This window comes from Kitasatospora sp. NPDC087861, assembly GCF_044742585.1.
GTDB lineage: Bacteria > Actinomycetota > Actinomycetes > Streptomycetales > Streptomycetaceae > Kitasatospora.
In genome coordinates, this window is record NZ_JBIUUS010000053.1 from 1 (window position 1) to 21978 (window position 21978).

At 74.3% G+C, this 21978-nt stretch carries 18 protein-coding genes; 8 read left to right on the top strand and 10 right to left on the bottom strand.

Annotated features, from left to right (window positions below; all coding sequences use genetic code 11):
* Window positions 1-90 precede the first annotated feature (90 nt).
* Window positions 91-1329, bottom strand: coding sequence for a styrene monooxygenase/indole monooxygenase family protein (locus ACIOJE_RS37800; protein ID WP_280683597.1), 1239 nt, complete (start codon window positions 1327-1329; stop codon window positions 91-93).
* A 137-nt stretch (window positions 1330-1466) separates the two neighbouring features.
* A complete protein-coding gene (locus ACIOJE_RS37805; protein WP_280683596.1) occupies window positions 1467-2219 on the bottom strand; it encodes a thioesterase II family protein in 753 nt (250 codons plus the stop codon).
* Between the two features lie 272 nt (window positions 2220-2491).
* On the opposite strand from ACIOJE_RS37805, the gene ACIOJE_RS37810 reads away from it, so the two are divergent.
* Entirely contained in the window at window positions 2492-3442 is a 951-nt protein-coding gene (locus ACIOJE_RS37810; protein WP_400782829.1) for an SDR family NAD(P)-dependent oxidoreductase, read from the top strand.
* Window positions 3443-3588: 146 nt separating this feature from the next.
* On the opposite strand, the gene ACIOJE_RS37815 is transcribed toward ACIOJE_RS37810, so the two are convergent.
* Window positions 3589-4251, bottom strand: coding sequence for an AAA family ATPase (locus ACIOJE_RS37815; RefSeq protein WP_400782832.1), 663 nt, complete (start codon window positions 4249-4251; stop codon window positions 3589-3591).
* A 135-nt stretch (window positions 4252-4386) separates the two neighbouring features.
* Between ACIOJE_RS37815 and ACIOJE_RS37820 the strand changes: the two genes are divergently transcribed.
* Window positions 4387-5946, top strand: a complete 1560-nt coding sequence (locus ACIOJE_RS37820) for an AMP-binding protein (protein WP_400782834.1) — start codon at window positions 4387-4389, stop codon at window positions 5944-5946.
* Between the two features lie 139 nt (window positions 5947-6085).
* Window positions 6086-6274, top strand: a complete 189-nt coding sequence (locus ACIOJE_RS37825) for a hypothetical protein (RefSeq protein WP_280683588.1) — start codon at window positions 6086-6088, stop codon at window positions 6272-6274.
* A gap of 64 nt (window positions 6275-6338) precedes the next feature.
* On the opposite strand, the gene ACIOJE_RS37830 is transcribed toward ACIOJE_RS37825, so the two are convergent.
* From ACIOJE_RS37830 to ACIOJE_RS37840, 3 genes are all read right to left on the bottom strand, one after another.
* A complete protein-coding gene (locus ACIOJE_RS37830; RefSeq protein WP_280683586.1) occupies window positions 6339-7328 on the bottom strand; it encodes an ABC transporter ATP-binding protein in 990 nt (329 codons plus the stop codon).
* Window positions 7329-7434: 106 nt separating this feature from the next.
* Window positions 7435-10239: a hypothetical protein gene (locus ACIOJE_RS37835; protein ID WP_400782837.1), complete on the bottom strand. Its 2805-nt coding sequence runs from the start codon at window positions 10237-10239 to the stop codon at window positions 7435-7437.
* A complete protein-coding gene (locus ACIOJE_RS37840; RefSeq protein ID WP_400782839.1) occupies window positions 10236-13574 on the bottom strand; it encodes an FtsX-like permease family protein in 3339 nt (1112 codons plus the stop codon). Before ACIOJE_RS37840 ends, ACIOJE_RS37835 begins: the two co-directional genes overlap by 4 nt.
* A 390-nt stretch (window positions 13575-13964) precedes the next feature.
* On the opposite strand from ACIOJE_RS37840, the gene ACIOJE_RS37845 reads away from it, so the two are divergent.
* Window positions 13965-14699: an ABC transporter ATP-binding protein gene (locus ACIOJE_RS37845; RefSeq protein WP_400782842.1), complete on the top strand. Its 735-nt coding sequence runs from the start codon at window positions 13965-13967 to the stop codon at window positions 14697-14699.
* 116 nt (window positions 14700-14815) lie between these two features.
* Here the strand turns inward: ACIOJE_RS37845 and ACIOJE_RS37850 are convergent, their stop codons facing one another.
* From ACIOJE_RS37850 to ACIOJE_RS37865, 4 genes are all read right to left on the bottom strand, one after another.
* On the bottom strand, window positions 14816-15091 hold the full coding sequence (locus ACIOJE_RS37850) for a hypothetical protein (RefSeq protein WP_280683578.1): 276 nt from the start codon (window positions 15089-15091) through the stop codon (window positions 14816-14818).
* Window positions 15088-15384, bottom strand: a complete 297-nt coding sequence (locus tag ACIOJE_RS37855) for a hypothetical protein (RefSeq protein ID WP_400782845.1) — start codon at window positions 15382-15384, stop codon at window positions 15088-15090. Before ACIOJE_RS37855 ends, ACIOJE_RS37850 begins: the two co-directional genes overlap by 4 nt.
* A gap of 457 nt (window positions 15385-15841) precedes the next feature.
* A complete protein-coding gene (locus ACIOJE_RS37860; RefSeq protein WP_280683574.1) occupies window positions 15842-17464 on the bottom strand; it encodes an alpha/beta hydrolase in 1623 nt (540 codons plus the stop codon).
* Between the two features lie 213 nt (window positions 17465-17677).
* The gene (locus tag ACIOJE_RS37865; protein ID WP_400782847.1) at window positions 17678-18292 is read right to left on the bottom strand and encodes a TetR/AcrR family transcriptional regulator; all 615 of its coding nucleotides are present in this window, start codon (window positions 18290-18292) and stop codon (window positions 17678-17680) included.
* A gap of 137 nt (window positions 18293-18429) precedes the next feature.
* Here ACIOJE_RS37865 and ACIOJE_RS37870 point away from each other — a divergent pair, with 137 nt between their 5' ends.
* From ACIOJE_RS37870 to ACIOJE_RS37885, 4 genes are all read left to right on the top strand, one after another.
* Window positions 18430-19620 (top strand): FAD-dependent monooxygenase, encoded by a 1191-nt coding sequence (locus ACIOJE_RS37870; RefSeq protein ID WP_280683570.1) that lies wholly within the window; start codon window positions 18430-18432, stop codon window positions 19618-19620.
* Window positions 19621-19782: 162 nt separating this feature from the next.
* A complete protein-coding gene (locus ACIOJE_RS37875; RefSeq protein WP_280683569.1) occupies window positions 19783-20304 on the top strand; it encodes a MarR family transcriptional regulator in 522 nt (173 codons plus the stop codon).
* Between the two features lie 146 nt (window positions 20305-20450).
* Window positions 20451-20933, top strand: a complete 483-nt coding sequence (locus tag ACIOJE_RS37880) for a hypothetical protein (protein WP_280683567.1) — start codon at window positions 20451-20453, stop codon at window positions 20931-20933.
* A complete protein-coding gene (locus ACIOJE_RS37885; RefSeq protein ID WP_280683565.1) occupies window positions 20930-21796 on the top strand; it encodes an NmrA family NAD(P)-binding protein in 867 nt (288 codons plus the stop codon). Before ACIOJE_RS37880 ends, ACIOJE_RS37885 begins: the two co-directional genes overlap by 4 nt.
* Window positions 21797-21978: the final 182 nt, after the last annotated feature.

Genomic DNA, 21978 nt, shown 5'->3' on the forward strand with positions numbered 1-21978 from the left:
AACGCCTCCAGTTTCGGACCTCGACGAGGAACAGACCCACCAGCAGTAGAAGTCACATGACAACTAACGACGAACTAGCGGCGCAGGACACTAGCCGCGGACCGAGGCCAGGTAGGCGGCGGTCAGGTCGGGCGTGGCCAGCCAGGCGGCGTGGTCGCTCGGCTCCGCGTAGGTGTTGGCCAGTCGGCGGGCGACCGGCTCGTGCTCGGCGGCGGCCACGAACACGCCCTGCACGTGGTCGGGCACGGTGAGCATCGCGGCGGTGAACCCGACCGCGTGCCGGGCGTGCCGGCGCCAGAACCGCTCGGCGGTGCGGCACATCCAGTCCGCCGTGAAGGGGGCGTCGCCGTGCTCGACGATCGCCCGCAGGTACGCCTGCGCCGCCAGCGCGGCGCTGTTGGCGCCCTGGCCGGCGATCGGGTCGTTCACCACCACCGCGTCGCCGAGGCCGAGCACGTGGACGGCGTCGACGCCCGCGCCCAGCTCCGCCACCGGCCGGCGGACCACCGGGGTCACCGCGCCGGACAGGCCGGCCCCGGCGTCGGTCGGCTCGGCGTCCGCCCACAGCTCCGCCTCCCACGGCAGGTGCTCCTTCAGCAGCGAGCGGATCCGGGCGAGTTGGACGTCAGGCGCCGGGCCGTCGCCGAACACGTCGAGCGGCCCGCCGGGCAGCGCCTCCCACAGCAGGATCGCGCAGGGGCCGGAGAGGGTCAGCGCCGGCTGCAGGTACAGCTCACCGAGGCCGGGCAGCGCGTGCATCCGGGCCCGCGGCTCGGTGGCCGGATCAGGCGAGCCCACCCCGTGGACGTACAGGCAGGACAGCGCCCGCTGCGGCCGGTCGAACGGCGAGCGGGCGGCGTCGCGCTCGAAGACCTCGGCCAGTTCGCCGCGCCCGGCCGCGACCACCGTCAGCTCGTGCCGCCGGGCCAGCTCGCGCAGGCCGTCCCGGTCCAGCGAGCGGTACTCGACCCGGCCGCCGCGCTCCGCCAGCAGTTCCAGCCAGCGCGCCAGCTTCAGCCGCTGGTCCACCGACTGGGCGGGCTCGTCGAGCGTCATGGTGAACTCCAGCGCCCGTACGCCGGGCGGCACGGCGAGCACCGCCCGGACGGCGTGGACCGCCGGCGCCTCGCCGGCCCACAGGTCCAGCCCGGCCGCCGCCTCGGTGCGCAGCGCCGGGCCGAACATCGCCTGCGTGGACAGCACCCGCCCGCCGCGCACCTGTTCGGGCGTGCGCTCGGCGACCAGCGTCACCTCGTAGCCGGCGGCCACCAGCCCCAGTGCGAGCTGCAGGCCGGCCTGGCCCGCTCCGACGACGGCGATCCGGCGCATGGCGGCCTCCCGGTGGGCGGTTGCGACTGAGGGGTGCGGCTGACGGGCCGTCGGCGGCGCGGCCGACGGCCCGTCACGCAGGCACAGTAGCCGAGCCGCCGGGGCGCGTCACCGAGGCCGGGACGGGCCCGGCCGCCTCAGCCGCGCAGGTGCGCGGTGAGCACCTCGACCACGGCCGCGGTCTGGTCCGCCACGTAGAAGTGCCCGCCCGGGAAGACCCGCAGGTCGAAGCCGCCGGTGGTGTGCCGGTCCCACTGGGCGGCCTGGTCGACCGTGGCGTTCGCGTCGGTCTCCCCCACCAGGGCGGTGATCGGCTGCGGCACGGTCGCGTCCGGCGCACAGCGGTAGGTCTCGATGGCGGTGTAGTCGGCCCGCAGCGCCGGAAGGATCAGCTCGCGCAGCGCCGGGACGGAGAGGATCCGCTCGTCCGTCCCGCCGAGGCGGACGATCGTGTCGAGCAGCCCGTCGTCCGACATCCGGTAGACGGCGGTCTCCCGGGGCAGCGAGGGCGCGCGGCCCGCCGAGACGAACAGGCGCTCGGGCCCCGGGAGGCCGTCGCGGGCGAAGCAGCGGGCGGTCTCGAAGGCGACGGCCGCGCCCATGCTGTGCCCGAAGAAGGTCATCGGACGGTCCGTCCACTCGCGCAGCTCCCGGTAGAGCTGTTCGGCGAGTTCCGCCACCGAGTCGATCGGCGGCTCGGCGAAGCGGTTCTGGCGGCCCGGGTACTGGACGGTGAGCACGTCGGCGTGGGGCGCGAGCGCGTTGGCGTACTCCATGTAGTAGCTCGCGGAGCCGCCTGCGTGCGGGAAGATCACGATCCGGGCCGGGGCGGAGTCGGACGGGCTGAAGCGGCGGAACCACGGGTTGTCGACGGCGGCGCTGCTGGGCATGCGGATGCTGACCTCTCTCCGTAACGGACTCTGCTGGTTCCAGTCTCGCAGGGGTCCGAGCGGTGCGGGTCCCGAACGGGGCGGTTCGATGATCTTGGAGTGCTGTCGGTGGGTGACGGCGATCTGTCAGCGGTATGCCGGTTCCGCCTGTGACGGTGGGGTACTGACGGTGCCCGCGGTCCCGAGCGTTCGGAGCCCCCGCGGGTTCCGTGCTCCCGCGGGCTCTGTCCTCCCGCGGGTTCCGTGCTCCCGAGCGTCAGGAGATCGTCGTCATGTCGTCCGTAAGCCCGAACCGGTCGTGGGACGCCCGTCGGCCGCCGTCCGGCGCCGGGAGGAGCGTCCTGGTCACCGGGGGCAACGCCGGTATCGGCTACTTCGTCGCCGAGCAGCTCGCCGGCACCGGTGCCGGGGTCCTGCTCGGCTGCCGGGACGCCGGCCGGGCCGAGGCCGCCATGGCCTCGATCCGCTCCCGCGTCCCCGGGGCGTCGGTGCGCCACCTCCCCTTGGACCTCGCCGACCTGCCGTCCCTGCGGACCGCCGTCGACGGACTCGCCCTCGACCGCCTCGACGCGGTCGTCCACAACGCCGGGGTCGCGCTGGACGATCCGCCGCGTCGGGAGACCCCGGCGGGGCACGAGCTGATGTTCGCGACCAACCACCTCGGGCACCTCGCGCTCACCCGGTGGCTCGCGCCCCTGTTGGCGGCCGCTCCGGCGGGCCGGATCGTGACGGTCGGCAGCTTCGCGGCACGCTCGGAGCGGCTGGACCCGGACGATCTCCAGTCGGCCGTGGACTACCGGCCCAAACGCGCCTACGGCCGCTCGAAGCTTGCGCAGATGACCTTCGGTTTCGAACTCGACCGGCGCCTCCGCGCCGTCGGCAGCACCGTACTCAGCGTGGTGGCGCACCCCGGCGGCGCCCTCGACTCCCTCACCCCGTCCCGCCCGCCGGTGCACGTGCGCACCACCGGCGAACGGTTGCGCGGCCTGCCGGCCGGGCTCCTGGTCCAGGGCAAGCACCGCGGGGCGTGGCCCATCGTCCGGGCCGTCCTCGACCCGGAGGTACGAGGCGGAGAGCTCTGGGGCCCGGGCATCCTCGGCCTGCGCGGGGCGCCCCGCCGTGAGCCGGTTCAGGCCCACATGACCGACCGTGCCGTCGCCGCCCGCCTGTGGGCGGCCGGCTGCGAACTGGCGGGCGTCGAGCCGCACCTCGGGCTTGTGTAGGGCGTGTCCGGTCGTGTCGGACAGGTCCTCACCGGCGCTTCGTACCGCCGGCACTCCCAGTCGGCCCCCTCCGCAACCGTCACCGAGCGCTCCCCGCCCGCCTGGTGGAACGCGGCGACAGAAGGACGCCGCGGCCGGCAGGGGCCTCAACCCGCCGTCCCGAAACGGACGGCCGCCGCCCGGGAGCGGGAGACGGCATCCAGGAGCAGCACGGACGCCGCCTCCGGGGTCGGCATCGGCCCACCGGAGCGCACGTGCCGGGTGAACGCGGCGAGCAGGCGGTCCAGGCCCCGGCGGTGGCGGGCGAAGGCGCGGGCGGAGGCGTGACGGCCCCGGGCGCGCTGGCCGTCGAGGGCGGTGGCGGCGCCGACGTCGAGCAGCACCAGGTGCAGCCGTCGGCCCTGTCCGGCGGCCTCCCGGGCGAGCCAGCGGCGCATCCAGACACGGCTGCCGCAGTCGTGCACCAGCAGCGGCCCACCGCGCCGGACGGAGGCGCGCAACAGCCGGAAGTGCTCCAGCCGGGCCCACGGCCGGTAGACCGCGTAGGGCAGGCGCGCGGGCATGACGGCCTCGCAGGCCTCGTGCACGGCGCGCGGGTCCACGGTCGGCACCGCCCCCGCGCCGGACCAGCGCCGCAGCAGCGTGCTCTTGCCCGCGCCCGGCAGGCCCGACACGACCACGACGGCATCGGACGGATAGTGCACGGTGAACGCCGCCCCGGCCACGCCCCGCAGGTCGACGACACCGCGCGGCCGTTCCTCGCACCCCGGCCCGCCCGGCGCCTCGGCCGTGCCCTTGCTGGTGCCCACCTGTCCCCCGTCCGTGTCCGACCGGGAACCCTAGCAACTCCCGGCCGCCGCCGCGTCCCGCCCGCGCCGGACCAGAGGTGAGATCCACTGCGTCACCCCACCTATGCTGACGACCCATCAGAAGGAGGCTGGGGCATGGCGGAGTCAGATCCGACGTACACCGGGCGGGTGTTGGCAGGGCTGGAGCGGGATCCGGGGCGGGTGGCGGTCCGCTGCGGGGAGCGGGCGCTGACGGCGCGGGAGTGCCTGGACGGGGTGTACCGGCTGGCGCGGGCGCTGGAGGGGGCCGGGCTCGGGCGCGGGGACGGGGTGACGGTGCTGGCCGGGAACCGGCCGGAGGCGGTGCTGGTGCGGTTGGCGGCGAACCTGCTGGGGTGCCGGGTGGCGATGCTGCATCCGGACGGCCCGGTCGGGGAGTCGGTGGCGCTGGCCGGATTCGCCGGGACGTCGGCGCTGGTCTTCGATCCGGCCCGGTGTTCGGCCGCCGCCGAGGGGATCGCCCGGGCGCTGCCCTCGGTCGGCCTGTTCGCGCTGGGCCCGTCGGCCCTCGGGACGGACCTGCCGACGGCGGCCGCGTCCTGCCCGCCCGGGCCGCTGGCGCCGCGGTACCGCCCGGAGGACGTGATGGCGGTGCGGTTCACCGGCGGGACGACCGGTCGGCCGAAGGGGGTGGTGCGCCGGTTCGCCCGGCCGCCGCGACCTCCGCTGCTGTCCGGCGCGACGTTCCTGCTCTGTACGGCGCTGTGCCACGGCGGCGGGACGACGGCGGATCTGGCGCTGGCGGCGGGCGGCACGGTGGTGCTGCAGGAGGGCTTCGCCGCCGAGGCCGTGCTGGCCGCGATCGAGCGGTTCCGGGTGTCCCGGGTGTACCTGCCGCCGCATCTGCTCTACCGGGTGCTGGACCACCCGCTGCTGTCCAGGACGGACACCGGCAGCCTGCGGCGCGTCACGTACACGGGCTGCCCCCCGTCGCCGCGCCGGTTGGCGGAGGCGACCCGGCGGCTGGGCCGGGTGCTGCACCAGACGTACAGCCTGACTGAGTGCGGGCCGGTCACCCGGCTGAGCCCGGACGAGCATCTGGACCCGCGGCTCCTGCTGACCGCCGGGCGCCCGTTCCCGGACACCGAGGTGCGGATCGTGGACGAGGACGGCGCCGTGCTGGCGCCGGGCCGGACCGGGGAGATCTGCGTCCGCACCCCGACCGCGATGGTCGGCTACTGGCGCGACCCGGAGCTGACCGCCCGGGTGCTGCGGGACGGCTGGCTGCACACCGGCGATCTGGGCAGCCTGGACGCGGCCGGCTATCTGACGGTGGCCGGGCGGCGCGATCCGATGGCGATCGTGAACGGGCACAACGTGTTTCCCCGGGACGTCGAGGAGCCGCTGCGCGCGCACCCGGAGGTACGGGAGGCGGTGATGTTCGCGACGGTCGACGCGGACCGGCTGGAGCGGGTGCACGCGGCCGTGGTCACCGTGCCGGGCTCGCGGGCGACGGCGGCGGAGCTGCACCGCTGGGCCCGGGAGCACGGGGGGCGGCGGCGGTGTGCCCCGGACACCGTCCTGGTCGTGCCAGGGATCCCGCTGACCGGGGCGGGGAAGCCGGACCTCGGCGCGCTGCGGGCGTTGGCGGAGCGCCCGGAGGGGAGGGCCGTCACTACCGCAGGGGCGCGCGAGGGAGCATGGCGCGCCGTGTAGATGCTTCGAGCGCCCGCGCGGGCGACCTCTCGCGCGGCGGGCGACGGGAAGAACCGCTTTTGGACACTCGACCGTGCGGGCCGAACTGCCGATACCTCCCCGGCGGCGTTCCTCCGCACCGTCCCCAGGAGGCACTTCCTTGACCTGGCTACGCGTCCTGACCGCCCTCGGAATCCTCGCCGTCGCGGCCAGTGCACTGCTCGTCTTCGCCCTCTGCACCGCCACGGCCCGAGGCGAGCGCGCCGGCGAGGACGCGCCCGACCTCCGCGCCGACGCCGAGGGCAGCGGGCTCTTCCAGCGGATGGGCGGCGACAACCAGCGGCAGTAGCGGCAGCCGACGCCCGCCCCTCCCCGGCACCCGCCCCTCGGTGCCCGGGCCTCGTACCCGCCCCTCAGTGCCCGGCGATGTCGTCCGGGCGGACCTCGATGTGGTCGGCCACGAGGTCGACCGCCACCCGGTGCTCCATCCCCAGCGCCTCCAGGAACTTGACCGGCAGCTGCACCCGCCCGGTACGGTCCAGCATCACGTACTCGCGCTCGTTGACCGACTCCTCGCCGTGCTCGTCCGTGACGGTGCGGCGCAGCACCTCGCTGCTGGTCCGGCCGTCCCGGATGGCGACCGTGCGGCGGACCTCACCCGCGACCATCGGGTCGTGGGTGACGATCACGACCGTGGCTCCGAGTTCCCGGTTGACGGTGCGGAAGGACTCGAAGATCACCCCCGCGGTCTCGGAGTCCAGCTCACCGGTGGGCTCGTCGGCGAGCAGCACCGGCGGGTTGTTGGCCATCGCCACCGCGATCGCGACCCGCTGCTGCTGGCCGCCGGAGAGCTCGTTGGGGCGGCGGTGGGCGAGCTCGCCGATCTCCAGCGCCTCCATCAACTCGGCCACCCGACCGGCCTGCTGCTTGGCCCGACCGGCCCCGCCCCGGCGGCCGCGCAGCTGCATGGGCAGGGCGATGTTCTCGGCGGCGGTGAGGAACGGCAGCAGGTTGCGGGCGGTCTGCTGCCAGATGAAGCCCACCACCTCCCGCCGGTAGCGCAGCCGCTCCCGTGCGGGCATCTCCAGCAGGTCGCAGCCGGCGACGGTGGCGCTGCCGGCGGTCGGCACGTCGAGCCCGGCCAGGATGGTCAGCAGGGTGGACTTGCCGCTGCCGGAGGCACCGACCAGGGCGACCAGGTCGCCCTGCTGGATGGTCAGCTCCAACCCCTGCAGCGCCTGGACCTCGACGCCCTCGGCGCTGAAGATCCGCACCAGCCGGTCGCAGACGATGGCCGCACCCTCGCCGTACGCCCTGGGCGCTGCGGCGGCCAGGGCCCGCTGCTGGAGCTCCTGCAGGCTGGGGGCCTCGGCGGTCGGCCGCTCCTGGGGAGTGCTCTTCACCGCTCGTCTCCTGTCTTCACAGTCCTGGAAATCTCAACGACCTTGACGGTCTTCACAGTTCCGGCGGTCCGCACCGGTGTCACGACCGGTACCGCTGTTCCCGGCGTCACCGCTGGTCCCCCGCCCGTAGTTCGGCGGAGATCTGGCGCCGGCCGGTCACGGCCGTCTCCAGCATCACCGCGAGGCAGACCACCAGGGCCAGGCCGGTCGTGGGCAGCAGCACCGGCAGCAGGGCCGGGGTCAGCGCGTCGCCGATGTCCGCACCGACCAGCGCCGACAGGTTGAAGGCGGGCCCGAGCAGCCAGACCGCCGCCACCGCGACCAACCCGCCGCCGACGGCCGCCGCCAGGGCCTGCGGCAGCGTCTCGGTGACGATCAGCGCCAGCCCCTGCCGGGGCCGCAGGCCCATGGTGCGCAGCCGGGCCAGCAGGGCCGCCCGCTCGGGGGCCGCCCGCACCAGCGTCAGCAGGACGGCGAGCAGGGCGAAGCCCGCGCCGGCGGCGCCCGCGTACCAGAACATCTGGACGGCCGAGTGCTGGAGCGGATCGGCGGCGAGCACGGCGGCCGCCTCGCGGCTGCTGCGCACCGTGTACCCGGGCGGCAGGCCGTGCGAGCCCTTGCCGGCGGCCACGGCCTCGTCCCTGATCAGCTTGGCGAGGCCCTCCGCGGCGGTCAGGCCCCGCTCCAGGACCAGTCCCCTGACCTGCTCGGGGTCGACGTCGCCGACGGACAGCCACTTGTTCGTCCGCTTGAGCTCCGGGAGACGCTCGGCGGCGGGCCCGGCCGGCACGACCATGAACGGCTTGCCGGGGTCCGGCAGGGCGGGGGTGCCGGCGACGATCCCGGCGACGGTGGTGCGCAGTTGGCCCCCGTTGGGCGTCCGCAGCCGGGGCGGCCCGGCGGCCAGTTGCTTGGACAGGCCGGTGCTGAACAGCGCCGGTACCGGGGTGTCCGGACCGCCGGGGGCGCCGGCGAGCAGCGCCGGGTCGAACTCGCCCATCCCGAAGGTCCGGGCGATCTCGGCGTACGCCTTCGGCTCGGCCACCACCAGGATGGCCGAGACGGACTCCTGCTCGGCACTGATGAGGCTGGCCCCGTTCTCGACCCAGACCCCGGTCGAGGCCCGCACGCCCGGCAGCTGGGCGGCCGCCGTGGTGAACGTCTCCGGCAGGGTCGCGTAGATCGGGACGGAGACGGAGACGTCTCCGCCGGTCGCGATCCGGGCGGCGCGCAGCCGGACGGTGTCCACGGTGTCGAGCACGGTGGCCCCGAAACCGGTCGTGGTGACGGCGATCACCAGGGCGAGCAGCGGCAGCGCGGAGGGTCGCCGGCGGCCCGAGGTGTCGCGGGAGGCACGGGCCAGCCCGAGGAACCCGATCAGGCCGCGGCCGCGCCCGGCGAGGGCGGCCAGCCAGCCGACCACCACCGGCTGGACCCGGGCCAGCAGCAGGCCGCCGGTGACGGCGAGCAGCAGCGGCGCGGCCACCACCAGCGGGTCCAGGCCGGCACCGGCGGGGGCGGCGCCGCGCCGGCGGACCTCGGCCACCGCCGCGGCGGTGACGGCCAGGAAGGCGAGCTCGCCGACGAGCCGGCGCCATCCGGCGACGGCCTTCGGCGGCGTCAGCAGCACGGCGGCGCGGGCCGGGAAGGCCAGCACGGCGAGCAGGGTCGCCACCAGGGCCGCGAGCACCGCGTCGCCCCACCGGGGGGTGGGCAGCAGCACCAGGGCGAGCGCGGCCCCGAGTGCGGCGGCGGGCAGCACGGTCGCCACGCCCTCGCCGAGCAGGCGCAGCAACACACCGCCGCGCGAGCCGCCGCGGGCCTGGAGCAGCCGGATCTCGGCGGTGCGCCGGTCGGCGGTGAGGGCCGCGGCCAGGCACAGCACCACCACGGCGACACCCGCCACCCCGGCCGGGCCGATCGCCGCCAGCGGCGCCGAGGCCTCGTACCGGGCGGTGGCCCGGGTGAAGGCCTCGGGCAGCAGGGAACTGACGCGCAGGTCGACGCGGTTGGTCTGGCGCGCGAGGCCGGTGGCGCCGCTCCCGCTCAGGTAGGAGCCGACCGTGCTGCGGGTCTGGGCCAGTTGGTCGGCCCGCAGGACACCCGGATCGATGGGCAGCCGCCAGAAGTTCTGGACGTTCTTGCCCCAGCGGACCAGCCCGGGCAGGCTGCCACCGTCGATGAGACCGGTGGTCTTCCACCCGAGCTCGGCGCCCCCGCCGTCCAGGCAGGCACGGGCCGGGCAGCCGGCGTCCTCCCAGCTCGGGTCGTCGGGGTTGTTGACGCGGTAGAGGCCGACCACGCGGGACCGGACCGGGCCGGTCACCTCGCTGCCGTTGTCGATGACGTCGCCGAGCTTGACGCCGATGGTCTCGGCGGCCTTCTGGCTGATGACGATCGGCAGGGGCGCGCCCTCGTCCGCGGGGCTCGGCCAGGCCCCGTCGACCAGGGTCACGCGGTCGGTGAAGCCGTGCACGTACATCAGGTCGAGCTGCGGCGCACGGTTGTCCGACAGCTTGGCGTAGCCCGTGTTCAGCATGCCCCGCGAGGTCTTGGTCCGGGTGCCGTAGAGCTGGCCGGACTGGCTGAGCGTCAGGTTCCGGCCGATCTCCGCGGTCAGCTTCTGCTGCACGGTGTCGAGATCCGTGGCGGTGTCGCTCAGGTTCGGCTGGGCCGTGGCCAGCAGGCTGGTCGAGGTGACGCCCAGGTGGCGGACGAAGTCCCGCAGTGCGCTGTCCGCGCTGCGGTCGGTGATGCGCGGGATGGCCGCCGCCATGAACACGGTGACGAAGGCGAGTGCCGCCGTGAGCAGGGCGGCCAGCGGCGTCGCGCGCAGCCGGGTGCGGACCCAGGGCGCGGGCCGCCGGGCGGCCGAGGGGGTGGGCACGGTGGTGCCGGCCTTGGTGGTCACATCTCCTCCACGTGGCGCAGCCGGGCGGCCACGTCTCGACGGCGGCGTCCGATCAGGAAGGCCGACAGCAGGGGGACGACGGCGATCGCGGCCGCGAGCAGGAGGGCCTGGCCGAGCGGCAGTTCGATCAGCGCCTCGGGTACCGGGCGGCGGGCTGCGGACGTCAGCACGACGAACGGAACGATCAGGTGGACGAGCAGGGCGCCGAGGCCGAGGCCGACGGCCCCGCCGAGGACGACCAGGACGCCCTGTTCGGCGGCGATGGTTCGGGTGATCTGCTTGCGGGGGGTGCCCAGGGCGAGCAGCAGGGCGGAGTCCCGGGACCGTTCGCGGGCGGAGGCGGCCACGGCGGCGCCGAAGCCGATCGCGGCGAGCACGGCGGTGACGACCGCGATGACCATGAGCGCGCTCTGCGGGGCGGCGCCGACCGGGTCGCCGAGGAGGCCTTCGGAGACCTCCTCGTAGAGCTGGATGTCCTGGGTGCCCGGGGCGGCGCGCAGGGCGGCGGCGGCCTCGGCGGGGGTCCGGTCGCCGGGGCCGGTGGCGGGCAGCCACCACTCGGCGCGGTTGGGCAGCTCCTGGCCCTGCGCTGCCAGGACGCGGGCCGTGCTGGCGAGGTCGACGACGAGGGTGCTGGGGCCGGACGCGGGCAGGGCGTTGACCACGGCGGTGATCTTGACCGGGAGGGAGGATCCGCCGAACGGCACCTGGACGGTGTCGCCGACCGAGGCGCTGACGGCCTTCAGGTAGTCGTGGGTGGCGACGCCGGGCACGGTGGCCGTCGCGCTCGTCCCGGCCGGGCTGACGATCGCGCGGAGCGTCTCGCCGAGGCCGTTCGCGAAGCGGTAGCGGATGGTGAACAGCCGGTCGGCGCCGGTCGGTTCGGATCCGAGGGCGGCTGCGGGCCCGGGCGCGACCTCACGGCTGTCCCGGACGCCGGGTGCCGTCGCCGTCCAGGCGAGTCCGGCCGGCACCGGGACGGCGGTCGCGGGCCCGTCGGCGCTGTCGGAGACGGACAGCCGGCGGATGGTCACCTCGCCGTCGGTCCGGTCACCGAAGGAGACGATCGCGCCGACCATGGTCAGTGGCGCGGCGACCGAACCGATCGGGGCGTCGACCAGCGTGGTCAGTGAAGCCGAGACCGTGGTGTCGCCGTTGAACGGCAGCGTGGAGAGCGAGGCCTTGTGGACGAGGCCGAAGCGGTCGCGCAGCAGCAACCGGACCTCCGGGCGGACCGGCGGGCGGGTCGTCCCGTTGGCCATCTGGACCTGCTGCTCCGGCTGGTGGACGGAGAGCTCGGCGTCGATCCGCAGCGGATGGCCGGGCAGTTCCAGTCCGCCCTTCGAGGTGGCCGCGGGCGGGGCGAGCGGCGCGAACGCCTCCTCGCGGGTGTGCCCGCCGAGCAGGTCGGCGCGGACCGGGACGCGCTCCGCGAAGGCGGCGGTGTCCAGGGCCATCAGCTGGCCGTTGCCCTCGGGCAGGGACTGGTCCGAGCGCACCACCGGGATCAGCCGGTCGCCACCGGGCAGGGCCCCGTAGCGGCCGCCCTGGCCCATCAGGGAGCTGTGCGCGGCGGAGATGCGCAGGCCGCCGAGCGTGCTGAAGGCGGCCTGGTCCCGCTGGGAGGCGGTCCAGGTGGCGTGCTGGCCGAGCGCCAGCACACCGGTGGCGACGGCCATCACGAGCAGCAGCACCGGGCCGGTGGCGCGGCCGGGCCGGCGAGCCAGCTGCCAGCCGACCATGGCCGGGCCGAGGCCGCGGCCGCGAGCGGCCATCCGGGCGCCGAGCCGGGCGACCAGCGGCAGCAGGCGCAGCACCACCAGGGTGCCCGCGCACAGCGCCAGGGTCGGGGTGGCGACCAGCAGCAGGTCCACGCCGAGCCGACCGGAGGAGTCGGTGGACAGCCCGCTGCCGTACTGGCCGAGCTGCTGGTAGGCGAGCACGGCCAGGGCCAGCACGGCGAGGTCGCCGCCGTTGCGCGCGAGGCCGGAGACCAGGGCCTGGCGGCGGCCGGAGCGGCTGCGCAGGGCGGCTCCGGCACCGCGCAGCAGGCTGGGCAGGGTGGCCAGCAGGATGCAGGCGAGCGCGCAGAGCGCCGCGATCGGCCAGAGCGTCCAGCTGACGGCGGTCGTCAGGCGCACCTCGTGGGCGCTCCCGAAGCCTGCCAGGGCGCGGACCAGGTACGGCGTCAGCAGCGGCGCGAGCAGCGCGGCCGGGAGTGCCAGCAGCAGCGACTCCAGGGCGGTGAAGGAGCCGAGCCGGGCGCCGGAGGCGCCGCGGGCGGCGAGCAACTCGTTCTCGGCCGTCTGCCGGGTCGCGATCAGATTGACCACCAGCAGCAGGGCCGCGATGGCGAGGACGGTCAGCTGCAGGGCGCCGATCAGCAGGGTGGACCGGGCGACCATCATGCTGGAGGACAACTCGCGCATGATGTCGGGCAGCTCGGTCCGCGCGCTGAGCCCGGCGCGCGACTGCAGGTCGTCGGCGAGGGGCTGGGCGCGGTTGCCCATGGCCTCGGCCGTGGACCGGTCGACGCCCGCGAAGTCGGCGTCGAGCAGCCAGCTGCGGCTGCTCTGCAGCAAGCCGGCGGTGGTGAAGGCGCTCTGGTCGACCAGCATCGGACCGTAGGTGGTGAAGCCGCCGACCTCGACCTCGTGGCCGCCGACCGGGTCGATGTGCCAGTACGCGTCGGTCGGGTCCGCCGCGCGGTAGACACCGGTGATGCGGACGGTCAGCGGCTTGCCGTCGAGGCGGTCGGTCAACTGGACGTCGGCGGGCAGCGCCTGGTCGGTGAGGCCGAGCCGGGCCAGCATGGTCTGCGGGACGGCGGCCTGTGGGGCAGTGGCCTGGACCGGGCCGGAGGCGGCGGCGGGCCAGGCTCCGGCGACCAGTCGGGCCCGGCCGCGGTCGATGTCCGCGAGGACCGTCAGGTCGGGCTGGGGCGCGGCGCCCCGACCCGGGGTCGAGCCCGGAGCCGGGGTCGCACCGGAGGGCGCGGGCTCGCCCGCACCGGAGGTGGCGGCCGGCAGGCCGTAGGAGCGGCTGCGCAGCAGGCTGTCGGTGCGTACGGGCAGGTCGCCGAAGAGGTGGCCGCGGTAGGCGGCGATCTCCGCCTCGTCCTTCGCCCGCTGGTCGAGCCCGTGCCCGGCGACCACCATGACCGTGGTCCGGGCATGGCCGGCCCCTTGGAGCGTCTGCCGCAGGCCGGCCTCGCCGACGCTGCGGTTGAACGCCACCAACGCGGTCAGCACCGCCGTGGTGATCAGTACTGCGAGCAGCACGGCAGCAGCCAGCGGCAGTCGCCCGCGCAGTCTGCGCACGACGAAGCCGAGCATCAAGTTCCTCCCCCGGTCACGTCCCAGGTAGCATCCCGGCCCACCCATCGACCCGATCTCGGCACACTTCTGCCGCAGATGGACACGCGTGGGGCACATCAATGCAATGATCACCGGCATTTGATCACCGGATAGCGGACGACTCTGTCAGATCCGATCCAGGAACGGAAGGGACTTGCGCGAATCAAGTAAGTAGTGAGCAAATTCCTTGCATTGGCAGCACCAACACTCGGGCCGCCCGCAAAAATGCCATGCACATTTCACAACTCAGGCCCCACGGCCCGACTTTGGGAGCGCGGATCCGCTCGTCGGAATCGCAACCCGGAACCGTGAACCCGTGGCGCCGCGAATCCGTTGACACCGGGTAGAGACCCATAGGGGGAAGTCGCAATGACGCAGCCTCAGGCCACCGCCACCGCCACCACCACCGCGCCCATGGTGGCCGCGACCGACCTCCGGCGCAGTTTCGGCACCGGCGAGCGGACCGTGCACGCGCTGCGCGGTGTCTCCTTCTCCATCGGCCGCGGCGAACTCACCGCGCTCAAGGGGCGCTCGGGCTCCGGCAAGACCACCCTGCTCAACCTGGTCGGCGGCCTGGACGCCCCGACCGGTGGCAGCATCGCCCTGGACGGCACCGACCTCGCCGGACTGAACGAGGACGGCCGGCTCGCCCTGCGCCGGGAGCGGATCGGCTTCGTCTTCCAGTCCTTCGGGCTGATCCCGATGCTCACCGCCGCCGAGAACGTCGGCGTGCCGATGCGGCTGCGCAAGGTCTCGGCCGCCGAGCGCGAGGAGCGCGCGCACACCCTGCTGGCCCTGGTGGGCCTCGCCGACCACGCCAACCAGCGGCCCGGCGAGCTCTCCGGCGGCCAGCAGCAGCGGGTCGCCATCGCCCGCGCGCTCGCCAACGACCCCGGCCTGATCATCGCCGACGAGCCGACCGGACAGCTGGACTCGGAGACCGGCCGCTCGATCATGCAGCTGCTGCGCGCCGTGGTCCGCAGCGAGGGCGTCACCGTGCTGGTCGCCACCCACGACCCGACGCTGATGGAGCTCGCCGACCGGGTGATCGAACTCCGCGACGGACGGATCGTCGAGGAGGAGGCCACCGGGCAGGCCGCCTAGCACATCCCGACGGACCGGGCCGTCCGGCGCCGGACCGGGCCGTCCTGCGGCGGACCGGCCACGTGGGGTGCTTGGTGGCGCTTCGGAACGGGCCGACGCATCCGCCGGCCCGTTCCTCAGAGCGCCTTGAGGGCCGCCTCGCAGGCGCGGCACCGCCGGGTGCGCTGGGACGGCGGGTACCACGGCTCGCCGGGCCCGGCCGGGCGGTAGGGCTCCCGTTCGAGGCCCGCGGTGTCGATGCCGCAGAAGGTGAGCGGCCCCGGATCCTCCGGCACGTCCGGATCGGGCGGGGCCGCGTGCACCCAGCGCACCCGCGCGCTCACGTCGACCTCGCCCGCGTCCAGCACCTCCGTGGACGGCTCCAGCTCGACCAGCACGATCACTCCGCTCATACCTCGACCCTGCGCCCCGCCGGCGGCTCGCGCATCCGGTGGGGCCCGGACCGGCGCCGGTCCGGGCGGCTCGGACGCCGGCGCCGGCGCGGGGCCAGTCGTGGCGGCTGTCGTGGCGGCAGCCGTGGGGCCACCCCGTGCTCGACGGCCGCCACGAACGCGTCCAGCGGCGCGGGGACGTCGCCGTCCCACTGGGTCAGCAGGACGACGTTCCCGTTGGAGCGGCGGTCCACGGTGAGCCCGCGCCGCCGGGAGAGCAGGCCGAACCCGCCGCCGCGGACGGTCGGCGTCACCCGGGAATCCCGGTTCGGAGAATTCGCGCCGCATGACCCGACCTCACTTTCTCGGCGATGAGAGAAGCTGACGGCGGCACGCTGGCACGGGTATTCACGCTTGTGAATCCGTTAACGAATTAGTGTGACAGTACGTCATTTTCTGCGAATACTCGCAGCTTCCGGGCTGGTCCAGGCCTCGACAGCCGGCTGTCAGTGGCGTCGGATATGGTCCCCGGCAACTGAGGCAATCCCGAACCGAGGAGGTTCGATGGCGATCTCCCGCCTTATCGACGCCGTCATCCGAGGCCTCCGCCGGAATGCCCGGAATACGCGGATGTGGTGGCCGGCGCCGCCGGCCACCACATCCGTTCACACACACCTCAGGCGTCCGAGGGCCGGTCGGCCAGACCTGCCGGACCTACCAGACCTGCCGGACCAGCCGTGCCGGCCGGGTCCGACCCGCCCCTCAGCCCCTTCAGACCGCCGGGAAGATCTCCGCGTCCGGCTTCAGCAGCTGGCCCGGCTTCGGCGCGGTGCCGTCCACCAGGTAACGGGTGACCAGCGTGTTCAGCGCCGTGCTGCGGCCGACGGCGCAGTGCTCGATCGAGTCGACGCTGACCAGCACGGCGTTGCCCAGCTGCTGCTGCATCCGCTGGGCGAACTTGTACTGGGTGGCCGGGTCGTAGAGGTTGCCGATCACCATGACGGTGTTCGAGGTCTTCTTGTTCCACGGACCGCTGAAGCGCTCGGCGTCGCGGGCCGGGGCCGGCCAGCTCGCGCAGGCGGGCGCGTCGAAGGCCTGGTAGCGGCCGAAGGTCGGCGACTCCTTCTCCCACGCCTTGGCCGCGTTCGCGAAGACCCGGTCGTTCGACGGGTACGGCTTGTCCTGGCAGTTGACACCCATGTAGGAGTCGTCACCGGTGTACTCGGAGTCGGCCGGAGCCTCGCGCAGCGCCCGCGGGGCGTTCACCGCGAGGATGTTGGCGTCCTCGTCCGAGACGGTCGCCTTCGGCGCGAGCAGGGTGGCCGCGGCCGGCTTCTGGATCAGCTGGTACGTCGCCTGCAGCGACTTGGCCAGCGGCGCCAGCTTGGCCTGCGAGTACAGCGCGCTGGCCACCTCGCTGGTGAAGGTGCTCAGCGTCACCTGGGAGCCGTTCGGCAGGGTGACCGGGCTGGTCCGCAGGTGGTCGCGGAGCTGGTCGAACTTGGCCCGGGTGTCACCCTCGCCGAAGGCGCAGCGCGGGGCGCCTGCCGTCTGGCAGCGCTTCAGGAACTCGTCCAGGGCCAGCTCGAAGCCGCCCGCCCGCTGACGGTCGTACTCCAGGCCGTTGTGCAGGCGCAGGTTCGGGTCGACGTTGCCGTCGACGATGACCGCGCGCACCTTGTTCGGGTACATGCCGGCGTAGGTCGCGCCGATCAGGGTGCCGTAGGAGAAGCCGGCGAAGGTGAGCTGGGAGTCACCGACGGCGCGGCGCATCCGGTCGAGGTCGCGGACGACGTTGATGGTCGACATGTGCTCGATCAGCGGGCCGGCGTTCTTGCTGCACGCGTCGGTGTAGTCCTGGTCCGCGTCCAGCGTCTCGTTGATCTCGGCCTTGGTGACCGGCACGCCGACCATGCGGCCGTTGACGGCGTCGGCGTCCTCCTGGGTCTTGAAGCACTTGAGCGGGTTGCTCCGGGCCACGCCACGGGGGTCAAAGCCGATCAGGTCGAACTTCGACTGCACCTCGGCGCCGAAGCGGGTGGTCGTCGCCCACAGGTAGCCACTACCGCCCGGGCCGCCCGGGTTGAGGAACAGCGAGCCGATCCGCTTCGACGGGTCGCTCGCCCGCCGGCGCATCATGGCGATGCCGACCTTCTCGCCCGACGGGTTGTCGTAGTCCAACGGCACCGGGTACACGGCACAGTCGTAGATTCCGGGGTCCGGCTTGGTCGGATCGGGGTTGCACGGGGTCCAGTTGACAGGGTCGACCTTCGCCTCGGCCGCAGCCGCACCCGGCACCTGGTCTATCGGCGCCGCCGATGCCGCGACGGCACTGCCGGTAACGAGGGCGAGGGCGCAGCTGACCGCTCCGGCCAGCTTGGTTATACGGGACAAGGAACCTCCTCCGTACCTGAAAGGGCGGCCCCAGCCTGTCAGTCTGAGATCTCCATGTGAAGACCTGGAAGCACCGTAAATGTTTCGATGTGATTCCGTTCTCGACCGGATTATTCTGTGAATGAACCAACTTGACGGTTGATTGACCTAACGATTGGTCATCACAGCCCCCCACCGGCCGCGTCGGCGCGACCCGCGGCGGGCTCCGCGATTCTAGGCTCCGCCCGCTCCGCGCAGCGCGGCCGCCACCAGGCCCTGGATCTCGTCCGTCCGGACTTCTCCGCCGCCCACCAGCCGGTCGAAGACCAGCCCGTCGATGCAGGCCAGCAGTGCGGTGGTCCGCCCGTCGGGGTCAGGCACGCCCCGGCCGGACAGGAAGGTCCGAACGGCGGCGCGCGCGGCGTTCTCGCGGGGGACGAGGATCTCGCGAAGTTCGGGGTCGCGCACGCTCTCCACCGCGCAGGCGTACCGTGCGAGCGAGCGCCGTCGCCCCTCACCGGTCAGCCGCCGTCGCGTCAACTCCCCTAGACTCTGGATCAGTTCATCGGCCGACCGGACCGTCGCCCGCTCCCCCATCATCTGCAGCTCGCCCTGGTCCAGCTCGACCAGGCGCCGTACCAGCGCGGTGAGCAGCGCCTGCCTGGTTCGCAGGTAGGCCGAGGTGGTCCCGACCGGCAGTCCAGCCGCCGCGTCGACGGCCCGGTGCGTGAGGCCGCGCACGCCCGCGTCCGCCAGTACGCCGATCGCCGCGTCCGCGAGCACGGTCCTCCGGTCCGCCCGCCCCTCGCCGCGCGCCTCGCCCTGCCTCTGGTCCCCGTCTCGCCTCATCCCCCCTTTTTACCCGCACCCCGGCCCCGGCCCGCACGCCCTGCCACCACCCCCGGCCTCGACGGCTGCGCGTGAGCCCGTAGTACGCTCCTTCTACAGATGTAGAAGACAGTGCGGTGACACGGGAAGGACCGGGCATGAGCAGCAACAGCGCGGTGGTGGTCGGGGGCGGGATCAGCGGGCTGGCGAGCGCCATCGGTCTCCGGCTGGCGGGCTGGCACGTGACCGTGGTCGAGCGGGCGGCCGTCCTCGACGACGCGGGCGCGGGCATCTCGCTGGCCGCCAACGGGATGCGCGCGCTCGCCACCCTCGGGGTCGGCGAGGCCGTCGAGGCGGCCGCGCGACGCCAGTACACCGGCGGAACCCGCACGCCGGACGGCCGCCGGCTCGCCCTGATGGACGGCGCCGCACTGGAGCGCGAGCTGGGCGCCCCGATCGTGGGCATCCCCCGCGCCGCACTGCACCGGATCCTGCGCGAGGCGCTGCCCGCCGAGTCGCTGGTGATCGGCGCGGAGGTGACCGATGTGGAGGTGACCGATGTGGACACCGCACAACCCTCCCGGGTCCGGGTGACGTACGGGGACACCACCCTGGACGCCGACCTGGTGGTAGCGGCCGACGGCATCCACAGCCGCATCCGGCGCCGCCTCTTTCCCACCCACCCCGGGCCGGCGTACAACGGCTCGACGGTGCTGCGGGCGATCACCGAACGCCCCGTCGACGGACTGACCGCCGACTTCGAACTGACCTGGGGACACGGCGCCGAGTTCGGCCACATCGCCTTCCCGGACGGGCGGGCCGAGTGGCACGCCGTCCTCAACGCCCCGGCCGGGGTCCGCTACCAGGACCCGCTGACCGAGGTGCGCCGCCGCTTCGCGCACTGGCACGAGCCGATCCCGGCACTGCTGGCCGCGACCCGGCCGGAGGCCGTACTGCACCACGACGTCAACGAGTTGGCCACCCCGCTGCCCTCGTACGTCGCGGGCCGGATCGCCCTGCTCGGCGACGCGGCGCACGCCATGGCCCCGCACCTCGGGCAGGGTGCCTGCCAAGCCCTGGAGGACGCGGTGACCCTCGCGGCTGCCGTGGCCGAGGCCCGGAGCGTCGAGGCGGCGCTCGCCCGCTACGACGCGCAGCGGCGCCCGCGCAGCCAGACGGTGGCCCGGGACGCGCGCCGGGCCGGCCGGATGGGGCAGCAACTGGCCAACCCGCTGGCGGTCGGCCTGCGCAACGCCGCGATCCGCCTCACCCCGCCCGGCGCGATGGTCCGGACCGCCCTGAAGCACGCCGACTGGACGCCGCCCCGGATCACCCCCCGCGCGGCCTAGACCAGCCCCGGCCACGCCCAGGCCCGGACCCACGCACCCACGCACCCACGCACCCACGCACCCACGCACCCACGCACCCCGTGCTCCGTACTCCCGTGCCACCCGGACACAAGTCGACCGGTCGACTTGACCGGGAAACTGATGAGGCGCCATATTACTTTCATGACGCAACACCCCGACGCCGGCGGCGGCGCCCCCACCCTCGATCAGGCGCGGCGTCAGATCGCCCGGTACGGCCTCACGGCCGACCCGCAGGCGGTCCTGGTCGCGGCCCGGCTGATGGCGGCGGGCGCCCGGATCGGCCAGGCCGGGGAGGTGCACTTCGCCCGCTTCGGCCTCTCCACCGGCCGCTACCGACTGCTGGCCGACCTGGAGGACCACGGCGGCGAGAAGTCGCCCTCCCAGCTCGCGGCCGGCCTCGGCGTGTCGCGGGCGACCGTGACCGGTCTGGTGGACGGCCTGGAGCGGGAAGGCCTGGTGGTCCGCCGCCCGTCCGCCGAGGACGGCCGCGCCAACGTGGTGGTCCTCACCGCACGCGGCGCGCAGCGGCTGCGCGATCTGGCGCCCGAGCACTTCGCCCGGATGCAGGCGCTGGTCGGTGGGCTCTCGGTCGAGGAGCGCACCACCTTCCTCGACCTCCTGGCCAGGGTGGTCGCGGGCGCCGACGCCCTGACCGCGGACTGACCGCGGGCCGAGCGCAGACCGACCGCGAACCGACCCGGGCGACAACGGCGGGCCGCCCCATCGGCGGCCCGCCACCTCACGACCCAATAGTTAGCCACCTAAGCACAAATGGTTAGGTGGCTCATCACCATGCCGAGAAGGAACCCGTGAGCAAGAAAACATCCGGCGCACCGCCGCCCTTCACCCTGTGGCGGGAGGTCCTGGCCGCCTACGCGATGCCCGCCGTGATGGCCGGCATCGGCGGAGCCGTCACCCGCCAGCCGCAGCTGATGATCGCCGCGGCCACCACGATCGGCGGCACCTCGGCCGTCGTCGCCACCCTGGTCGGCTCCGCACTGCGTCGCCGTCCCGCCCACTCCCTGGCCGGCCGGGCACCGCGCGCCCTGCTGGCCCCCGCCCTCGGCTTGGCCGCCGCGGCGGTCGCACTCGCCGTCGGCCTCACGGCCGCGCACTGGCTGCCACAGCTCCCCGGACTCGCCGCCAACCCGTGGCCCGGCCGCCTCCCGGTCGACCTGCCGGTCTCGTCCGCGATCGCGGCCACCGTGATCGCCTGGCGGTGGCGCGGCAGCCGCCCGGCCCGCTCCCCGCAGCACCGACTCTCCGTCCAACCGGAAAGGCAGACAACGTGATCGTCATCATGGGCGCCGCAGGCGCCACCGGCGGTGCCACCCTGCGCAGCCTCGCCGCCCTCGGCGCACCGAGCCGCGCGCTCAGCCGCGACCCCGCCCGCCTCGCCGCCGGGCTCGACGACCGGACCCTCGCGCTGACCGAGACGCTCCCGGCCGACGCCGCCGACCCCGGCTCGCTGCGCGCGGCCTTCCGCGGCGCGCACCAGCTCTTCCTCACCATGGCCAACGGCCCGCGCCAGGTCGAGCACGAGCTGGCCGCGATCGACGCGGCGGTCGAGGGCGGCGTGGAGCACATCGTCAAGGTCTCCGCACCCGCCGCCGAACCGGACTCCCCCGTGGCCGTCTCCCGCGGCCACCACCTGATCGAGGAGCGCCTGCGCACCTCCGGCCTCACCGCGACGGTGCTGCGGCCGTACGCGTTCATGCAGAAGCTGCTGCTCCTGGCGCCCGGTGTCGCCGCCGCCGGGGTGGTGCACGGCGCCCTGGGGCAGGCCCGGTGCAACTACGTCGACGCCCGGGACATCGGCGATGCCGCGGCCGAGGTGCTCACCCGCCCGGAGCTCGCCGGCGGGACGTATCCGCTCACCGGCGGCCGGGCGTACAGCCACCCGGAGCTCACCGGGCTGCTCGGCGAGCTGCTCGGCCGACCGGTCCGCTACCTCGATCTGCCACCGGCCGGACTGCACGCCCACCTGATCGAGCGGGCCGGGATGCCGCCGTGGCTGGCCGCCCACGTGGTGGAGATCCAGCAGCTCGCGGTGGTCCGCAGGGAGACTCCCGACGACACCCTGACCCGCCTCACCGGGCGCGCCCCGCGCACGCTGGAGGCGTTCCTCCGCGAGTACCTGCACCGCTTCCGCTGACCCCTCCGACATCGTGGTGGGCCTGGTGAACGGGCCGGTGCCAGCCTGGCGAACAGGCCGAAACCGGGCCGGACGCCGGGCCCACCACCCGAAAGGAGCAGCATTCGCTGTGGCATGGATCACGATGGGGAATTCGACCTGACGATCCGTCAATTCGACTGACATCCAGTCACATCACTACC

Bases quoted from the DNA above. Each gene is read 5' to 3' on its own strand.
- ACIOJE_RS37870 (WP_280683570.1), top strand. From the start codon at position 18,430: ATGAGCAGCAACAGCGCGGTGGTGGTCGGGGGCGGGATCAGCGGGCTG.
- ACIOJE_RS37850 (WP_280683578.1), bottom strand. From the start codon at position 15,091: ATGAGCGGAGTGATCGTGCTGGTCGAGCTGGAGCCGTCCACGGAGGTG.
- ACIOJE_RS37820 (WP_400782834.1), top strand. From the start codon at position 4,387: ATGGCGGAGTCAGATCCGACGTACACCGGGCGGGTGTTGGCAGGGCTG.
- ACIOJE_RS37840 (WP_400782839.1), bottom strand. From the start codon at position 13,574: ATGCTCGGCTTCGTCGTGCGCAGACTGCGCGGGCGACTGCCGCTGGCT.
- ACIOJE_RS37875 (WP_280683569.1), top strand. From the start codon at position 19,783: ATGACGCAACACCCCGACGCCGGCGGCGGCGCCCCCACCCTCGATCAG.
- ACIOJE_RS37865 (WP_400782847.1), bottom strand. From the start codon at position 18,292: ATGAGGCGAGACGGGGACCAGAGGCAGGGCGAGGCGCGCGGCGAGGGG.
- ACIOJE_RS37800 (WP_280683597.1), bottom strand. From the start codon at position 1,329: ATGCGCCGGATCGCCGTCGTCGGAGCGGGCCAGGCCGGCCTGCAGCTC.
- ACIOJE_RS37810 (WP_400782829.1), top strand. From the start codon at position 2,492: ATGTCGTCCGTAAGCCCGAACCGGTCGTGGGACGCCCGTCGGCCGCCG.
- ACIOJE_RS37805 (WP_280683596.1), bottom strand. From the start codon at position 2,219: ATGCCCAGCAGCGCCGCCGTCGACAACCCGTGGTTCCGCCGCTTCAGC.
- ACIOJE_RS37845 (WP_400782842.1), top strand. From the start codon at position 13,965: ATGACGCAGCCTCAGGCCACCGCCACCGCCACCACCACCGCGCCCATG.